Here is an 838-nt window from a genome sequence, read left to right on the forward strand (position 1 = left end):
CTCCGAACACCACAAGACAGTGCACCTCCTGCCCATTTTGAGCAGAGCGGAAAAATCCCTGCCTTCAGGCAAGCGGAACCACTCCCAGTCCGCATGGGATTACTTATGTGAAAGGATCATGATGACCGAATTTCTAAACAAGCGCGCCCTGATCACTGGGGCCGCCCGCGGCATTGGCGCGGCGATCGCCCTCGATCTTGCCGAACGCGGCGCCGACATCGCCTTCACCTATGTCAGTTCGACCGAGGTCGCCGCCGAACTGGTTCGCAAGATCAAGGCTAAGGGTCGGCGTGCTTTTGCGATCAAAGCCGACAGCGCAGACGCCGGCGACGTCAAGCGATCGGTCGATGAAGCCGCCACGTTGCTTGGCGGATTGGACATTCTGGTAAACAACGCCGGCGTGCTGTTCATGGGTCTGGTCGAGGAGATGCAGCTCGAACACATCGACAAGATCCTCGCGGTCAACATCCGCGCCGTCGTGCTCGCCTCGCAAGCCGCCATTCCACACCTTAAGGAGGGCGGCAGGATCGTGACGATCGGCTCGTGTCTCGCCGAGCGCGTGGCGTTCCAGCAGGTCGCGGTCTATTCAATGTCGAAATCCGCGCTCCTGTCCTTTACCCGCGGTCTCTCGCGTGAACTGGGGCCGAGGGGGATTACCGTTAATCTTATTCACCCCGGCCCAACCGAGACCGACATGAGCCCACCGGATGCACCGGGGGCCGAAGCCATGCGCGCGCAGATCGCCCTCGGCCGATATGGCACGGACAAGGATGTCGCCGCGGCGGTCGCATTCATCGCAAGCCCGGCCGCACGGCACATTACCGGCACGGGTCTGAAC

General features: G+C 61.7%; 1 protein-coding gene. It reads left to right on the forward strand.

Annotated elements, in window-relative coordinates:
* Positions 1–121 precede the first annotated feature (121 nt).
* Positions 122–838 (forward strand): SDR family oxidoreductase (locus AC1D35_RS36500; RefSeq protein ID WP_477942924.1); only part of this gene is annotated, 717 nt, incomplete at its 3' end.

It is taken from the genome of Rhizobium sp. P1_E6 (assembly GCF_056405875.1).